This is a genomic window from Paenibacillus rubinfantis, from assembly GCF_001486505.1.
Classification (GTDB): Bacteria; Bacillota; Bacilli; order Paenibacillales; family Paenibacillaceae; genus Fontibacillus; species Fontibacillus rubinfantis.
Map to the genome: position 1 here is coordinate 735959 of NZ_LN909063.1, position 7545 is coordinate 743503.

Here is a 7545-nt window from a genome sequence, read left to right on the forward strand (position 1 = left end):
AATACCCTTATAATCAATCAGAGGCGGCATGTGGTGCACCTCGAGCCTAACCTAAGGAATGCGCCTCGCACACTCCGCCGAGCGTCCGCCGCGCTCTTCCCAATCGATCTACTCCACGGAGCGAACCCAATCGGGTTCCTCCGTTTCTATACATATCACACCTAATCTAAGGAGGGTTGTCCCTGCATGGACGCGATGCAACAAATGGAGCAGCTCGTCGAGCAGCTAAACCGGTACAACTATCATTATTACACTTTGGATGAACCGCTCATTAGCGACAAGGAGTACGACCGGCTGTATGATGAACTGACCGCGCTTGAGGCGCAGACCGGGATTACCCTCCCGCATTCGCCGACAGGGCGTGTGGGCGGCGAGCTATTGGAAGGCTTCAAGCCCCACCGCCATCTGGCTCCATTGTGGAGCCTCGATAAAGCGCAGAACGAAGAGCAACTGCTGAACTGGAACAACCGGGCGCTGAAGCTGATCAACGACTACAATAGCAAGAATCCCGACACCCCGCTGCCGGACCCCACTTACGTGGTTGAGCTGAAATTTGACGGGTTAACGCTGAACCTCACGTATGCCGACGGGCAGCTCGTTCAGGCCTCCACCCGCGGCAACGGCGTTGTGGGTGAAGGGATTTTGCCGCAGGTCAAAACGATCAAATCCGTACCGCTAACCATTCCTTACCGGGAAGGCACCATTGAGGTGCAGGGCGAGGGCATCATGAATTTGTCCGTGCTGGCCAAGTACAACGAGACGGCGGCCGAGCCGCTGAAGAACGCGCGTAACGCGGCGGCTGGTGCCTTGCGCAACCTGAATCCGCGAACGACGGCGGAGCGCAAACTGAACGCTTTTTTCTATAATGTAGGGTATTCGGACAACCTGAAATTTCAGGATCATCGGGAGATGATGGCCTTCCTCAAAAACAATCTCTTCAAGGTAAATCCCTATGTGTCTTACCATGACAGCTTTGATAAGGTCATTGAGGCGCTGCAGGAAATCGTGGACAAGCGCACGACCCTCGATTACCTGATCGACGGAGCCGTCATCAAAATCACCGATATGCGCACGCGCGAAGTGTTGGGTTATACCGATAAGTTCCCGCGCTGGGCGGTCGCCTTTAAATTCGAAGCGGAGGAAACCACCACGATCCTCGAATCCGTCTCCTGGAACGTAGGGCGGACCGGCAAGATTACGCCCCTGGCCAAGGTCGAAGCGGTGGAGCTGGCCGGCGTTACCGTGCAGAACTGCACGCTGAACAACATCGGCGACATCGAACGCAAAAACTTGAAGTTCGCGCTAGGCACCCGCGTATTCATCCGCCGGTCCAATGACGTCATCCCGGAAATCCTTGGCAAGGTGCCGGATGAACCGGAAGGCGGAGAGATTGTTTATCCCGAGGTTTGTCCATCCTGCGGTACGCCGCTGGAGCAGCGCGGAGCTCATTTGTTCTGCAACAACCGGCTGGGGTGCAAACCGCAGATCGTCGCCCGGATCACGCATTTTGCTTCCCGGGATGCGATGGACATTGAGACGTTTAGCGAAAAAACCGCCGAGCAGCTCCACGACGAATTAAACCTTCGCGAGCCCGCCGAATTATACACGTTGACGTTCGACGATTTGATCAAGCTGGAGCGCTTCGGTGAGAAGAAGGCCAACAACCTTCTGCAGGCGATCGAGCAGAGCAAGGGACGGGATTTGGCTTCCTTCCTGTTTGCGCTGGGCATCCCGAACACGGGGAAGTCGACGACCAAGGTACTGGCTGATCATTTCGGCAGCTTAGACGCCGTATTGACTGCCAGTGTAGAAGAGCTCACGTCGTTGCCGGACATCGGCGGCATCGTGGCTGACAGCATCGTCACCTTCTTCGCGGATCCGTTCTATCTGGCCGGTATTCGCAAAATGTTGGAGCTCGGCGTTTCGCCGAAGGCACCAGCCAAACCGGCTGCACCGGTGACTAATTCTTTCTTCTCCGGCAAAACGGTCGTGCTGACCGGGACGCTGCATCAGATGAGCCGAGACGAAGCTTCCGAACGGCTTGAGGCGCTGGGGGCCAAGGTAACCGGCAGCGTTTCGAAGAAGACCGATCTCGTCATCGCCGGCGAGAAGGCCGGCAGCAAGCTGACCAAAGCGCAAGAGTTGGGCATTCCGGTCATCGAAGACGAGAACGAATTGATCCGGCTGTTAAACGAGAATGAGATCAACTAAACCCTAACTTTTTCAATATCCCCAAGACGTAAGCGGTAATCCGCCGGCGTGCTTGGGGATTTTTTTGCGGCTGCTTGTTGGAAAAGTGACCAGGATCATGGCAAACCAGAGGAGTTTTCTTCATCATAGGGCGGTGGATCGCAAGATTCTCATTTTCAATTTGACCATAAAAGGATGGAGAACACATGAATCACGACGCGTTACAGTGGAAGCCTTCGCGCTTTAATGCGCAAAGCGAAACGGACGACGGTGGCCTGATGCTGTACAACAGCTATACCGGCGCGATCGCCGCCTGCTCGCCAACCGAGCGGAATCAAGTCCTGGAGTGGCTGGCCCCAGCCGCGCCCGTTCCCGAACCCGCCCCTCCGCTGTACGAATCGTTGATTGAACACGGGTTTCTTATCCCCGGCGATACGGACGAAATGCGGCGAGCGTTGTTTCTGCACCAATCCATGCATGCCCAAGACGCGATGCATCTGGTACTGCTGGTCACGGAGGCGTGTAATTTCCGCTGCACGTATTGTTATGAGTCGTTTCCTCGGGCTACGATGCGCGAGGAGGTGCTTCGGGGATTGGCAGCTTATATGACTGAACGGGCTCGCACGTTAAAGCATTTGACGATCAGTTGGCATGGCGGGGAGCCGCTGTTGGTCCCGCACGTCATTGAACGATTATCCCGTTCGTTCATGGCAGCCTGCGAAGCAAACGGCGCGGTCTACGGCGCGGAAATGTCAACCAACGGCTATTATTTGACCCGTGATCGGTTTGAGCAGATGCTGGATCTCCGCGTGGAGCGCTTTATGGTGACGCTGGATGGAGAAGGGGACACGCATGATGCTCGTCGCGGCCTGAACGGAGGCGGAGGAACCTATGAGACCATCGTCACCAATCTGCTGTCTTTGAAGCAGGTGGACCGGCCGTTTGAAATCAATCTGCGAGTGAACTTCGATAACAGTAATCTGGAGGCGGTTTCCCGATTTATCCCGGTACTGCGCGATTTATTTGGGGATGATCCGCGGTTTAAAGTCTATTTCCGCCCCGTTGGGTGCATGGGTGGGGAGAATGACCTGAACCTGCCGGTATGCGACGAGCGAACGAAAGACCATCGCATTTGGGCGTTTAACGAGCAGGCGATCGCAGAAGGCTTAACGGTCAGTTCGTTTATTTCGGATATTTTGCTGCCGACCGGAGCGGTTTGTTATGCAGCGAAGCCCAACTCCCTGATCGTTGGTTCGGACGGCATGCTGTATAAATGCTCGGTTGCAATCGAGCAGGACAATAATCGTTTGGGCCGGATTCATGAGGATGGGACGATGGATCTGGATTATGACAAGCTGGCGCTGTGGACGACGTCCGGCGAAGAGACGGATGAGAAATGCCAAGCCTGCTTTTTCCGGCCGGCCTGCCAAGGGAATCATTGCCCGCTGTATCGGATGCGGACGGGGAATCGCCCTTGCTCTTACGAGAAACGCCAGATTAAGAAGACCTTACGTACGATTTGGCTTCAAGAACAGCGGGAAGCTCTGTCTTGACGGAATTCGCTCGCTTGTCGCTTGGATTTAGTACATCCTTGGCAAGGAGGTGATAAGCATGAAGGTCATCCGTACCGCGGCTCAGCCCGCACACGTCAAAACCGGCAGGGTCTCCAAATCCGTACCGGGCAACTTAAGCTAAATTCCGCGTCACACGAGGAAAAGCCGATTCCTGCGGCAGGTTATGCTGCGGGAAATCGGTTTTTTTTGCCAAAAAAAGAAACTATCTCTCCTTCTTGAACGTTCTATCTATAAAGGCATCATTAAAAAATATTCATATGGAGGTCGTAATGAGGAGGAATTGGTTACATAAAGGGATGTTGGTGCTGCTAGCCTGCACAGTGTTTGCAGGTTGTACCAGCCGCCCTGCGCAGGAGACGGAGCAGAAATCCAGCTTAAAGGTCATGTTTTGGGACGAGCGCTACTTTTTCCAGGAGTACGGGGATTTATTTTCGATTGGACATCCCAACGTGGATATCGAAGTGGTCAGCACAAGCAAAATATACAACAGCTCGAATGGCGAGCAAATCGACTACGAGAAAGCTTTCGCCGAGTTCGTCGAGAAGGAGCAGCCGGACGTCATCTTATTGGACTCGTCCAATTACGATAAATTCGCGAGCGACGGGAAGCTAATGGAGCTGGATACGTTGATCGAACGGGATAAATACGATACCGAGTCGATTTATCCGGCCCTGATCGAAATGCTGAAGGAGAAAGGCGGCGGCAAGTTATACGGTTTGTCTCCGACTTTTAGCGGGAGTGCAATCTTTTATAACGCGGATTTGTTTGCCAAGTACGGCATTGAGGTGCCGCACGACGGGATGACTTGGCAGGAAATTCTCGACCTCGCCCGCCGCTTCCCGACGGAAGGGGACAAGGATACGCGCGTGTACGGCTTTGGATCAGAATATGGGATGTCGATGGAGAATCTGGCCTCATCAATCGCCTCCGCTCAAGGCCTGCAGTTCTTGAATCCGGACACGATGAAGGTGACGATTAATACGGATTCGTGGAAACAAGCTTATAAGCTGGCGATGGACGCCGTGGATTCCAAGGCTGTATATATTCCTGAGGGCAATGGTTTTCAAGGCGGGACGATGGAGGAATACTACAAGAGCCAGCTTTTTGTGATGGGGCGGATAGCGATGTCCGTAGAGAGCATCTATATGCTGCAGAATGTGAAGCAAGCCCAGGATCAGCTCAAAGACTATAAACCATTTCAAATAGGTATCGCTGCGGGGCCGGTAGATCCTGCTGATCCACAAACATCTCGCAACCTCTACTTTAGTGATATTTTTGCGATCCGAGCCAATTCGCCGAATTCAGACGCAGCTTGGGAATTTATTAAGTTCATTAATGGCGAGGAATTCGCTCGGGTCAAATCGAGATCAATGAATAACGGTCTGTTGTCCCGCATGGGAATTGCTACGGAATATAATGGGGTGAACCTGGAGCCGTTCTACAAACTGAAACCGAAGCTTGACCAGAACGCAAGCCGCAGCTACGAGAAGATTCCAAATGATTTTTATATGCAATACCAGCCGGTGCTTGACCGGGAGCTGAAGCTGGTCCAGGAGAAGAAGAAATCGATTGATGAAGCTTTGCAAACCGTGCAGGACGAAGCTCAAGCCCTATTGGATAAGGCCGTGAAGGATGAGGCCGCCAAGAAGGCTTCCGGTGAATCGACCAGTTCCGGAAATGGCGACTCTGCTGAAAGCGAAGGCAGCGTGATGATCATCGAATCCGGATCGACGGATACGTCTACCAGCAATTCGGGCGAATAAACAGCATTCAGAAGAAGTGACCCTATATGAGGGGGATCCCTGCGGAAGCGGGGAGGCCCCCCTCTTTTTTTATGCCAACCTGAGAAATTTCGGCAGATCGTCATCATTAGGTTTGATTGTTGAGGTGTCGGCGGGAACGTTATATCGTATAATCTTCAAAGATCAAATGAGATAGGAGAAGAAGATGCCAAAAACGAAATGGTTGTTAAACACGCTGGTTCTCATTTGCTTCATGGACTTATTTATCCAGTTGCCGGTGATGGGGCCTTTGGCGTTAAGTTTGGGGGCTGGTTCTTTTCAAATAGGGCTTGCCGTTGGAATGTATTCCCTGACGAATATGGTGGGAAATATGCTAGCGGGCTTCTGGATCGACCGGTATGGCGGGAAAAGAGTTCTCCTCACGGGGTTAATAGTAACCGCCGGCATTCTGCTCCTTTATACAGTCGTTCGGCAGCCTGCCGAGCTTTTGGCGGTTCGCGTGCTGCACGGGCTCTCTGGCGGACTGCTGGTGCCGAGCGTTTTTACGTTGGTATCGCGCGTGTCTTCGGCGCGGGATCAAGGGCGTTCCATGGCTCACTCCGGCGCGGCAGTTGGCGTTGCGGCCATCTTGGGGCCCGCTTTAGCCGGCATTCTGAAAGCTAGTGCGGGATTGGATTGGTTGTTTGTGGTGGCTTCAGCTTTGCTGGTTGCGGGGGGAGTATTGGTAGTGTTCGGAAAGTATGGGGATCGCCAAACTCGTCATGAAGACTTGAATGCCTCTTCCACTACCACGAAACAAGCATTTATTGCTACGCTGCGGAACGAATCGGCGGCAATGGCTTATTACGGTGCTTTTGCCTTAATGTTTGCCATGGGGGCATTGACGTACAGCCTTCCTCTCAAAGCGGAAGCGTTAGGTTTGCCGGATCAAGCCGCCGGCTTGATGCTTAGCGTATTTGGGGTTGTTGCCATCAGCTTGTTCCTCCTGCCGAGCAACCGCTGGTTCGATCGGATCTCCCCCTTGCGGTTATGCACTGCGGGCGGAGTGATCGTGATTTTTTCGCTTACCTCCCTCTCAATGGTTGGACAACAAGCGGGGATGTTTGCTGTGATGGCGGTTTACGGATTAGGGTTCGCACTGCTTTTCCCTTCCTTAAACGCGTTGCTTGTTGGCCATGTTGACCCGGAGCATAAGGGAAAGGCGTTTGGAATGTTTTATGCCTTCTTCTCTCTGGGTGTTGTTGCTGGGTCGTCCGGGCTAAGCGTCTTTACCGGCGATTATGATCTTGCGCTGCGATTAGCCGCAGGCTTTTTGCTCGTGTCCTGCAGCGGGGTCGGCATTTGGGCGGTTCGTCGGAAAAGGCGCGAAATCAGGAGAATCAACCCGTCGGCAAACTAAAAAACGGCAGGTCATCGGCCTATGGCAGGCATGGAGAATATTTCATATTGCAAAAAGTTTACCGGCGTGATAAATTATTACTTGTCGCTTCGGACGATACCGTGTAGAAAAGCCTGCAGGGTTGTCGAAAAAGAAGTTGACATGATTCGACTGATTGAGTATAATAAATAACTGTTCGACAAAAACTGAATTTGATTCAGAAATTGCCGAATACGCAAACAAGTTCTTTGAAAACTGAACAAATGGAACACGTCAATAATAAACGATTAATTTTAATCGTCAGATTCAAAATGAGCTATCAGCTTATTCAATAAGTTTAAACTTTATTGGAGAGTTTGATCCTGGCTCAGGACGAACGCTGGCGGCGTGCCTAATACATGCAAGTCGAGCGGAGTTAATCGGGAGCTTGCTCCTGATTAGCTTAGCGGCGGACGGGTGAGTAACACGTAGGCAACCTGCCTGTAAGACTGGGATAACTACCGGAAACGGTAGCTAATACTGGATACGCAAGTTTATCGCATGGTGGACTTGGGAAAGACGGAGCAATCTGTCACTTACGGATGGGCCTGCGGCGCATTAGCTAGTTGGTGGGGTAACGGCTCACCAAGGCGACGATGCGTAGCCGACCTGAGAGGGTGAA

At 52.6% G+C, this 7545-nt stretch carries 4 protein-coding genes and 1 rRNA gene; all 5 read left to right on the plus strand.

The features are described from left to right. Positions 1 to 186: 186 nt before the first annotated feature. Entirely contained in the window at positions 187 to 2211 is a 2025-nt protein-coding gene (gene ligA / locus BN3277_RS08375; RefSeq protein ID WP_059041784.1) for an NAD-dependent DNA ligase LigA, read from the plus strand. A gap of 185 nt (positions 2212 to 2396) precedes the next feature. Further along, positions 2397 to 3743 carry a radical SAM/SPASM domain-containing protein gene (locus tag BN3277_RS08380; protein ID WP_059041785.1) on the plus strand — a complete coding sequence of 449 codons (1347 nt, stop codon included), beginning with the start codon at positions 2397 to 2399 and terminating at the stop codon, positions 3741 to 3743. A gap of 290 nt (positions 3744 to 4033) precedes the next feature. Continuing rightward, positions 4034 to 5527: an ABC transporter substrate-binding protein gene (locus BN3277_RS08385; protein ID WP_232436361.1), complete on the plus strand. Its 1494-nt coding sequence runs from the start codon at positions 4034 to 4036 to the stop codon at positions 5525 to 5527. 184 nt (positions 5528 to 5711) lie between these two features. After that, on the plus strand, positions 5712 to 6905 hold the full coding sequence (locus tag BN3277_RS08390) for an MFS transporter (protein WP_059041786.1): 1194 nt from the start codon (positions 5712 to 5714) through the stop codon (positions 6903 to 6905). Between the two features lie 323 nt (positions 6906 to 7228). After that, positions 7229 to 7545: ribosomal RNA gene (locus BN3277_RS08395) — 16S ribosomal RNA — on the plus strand; the annotation flags it as partial.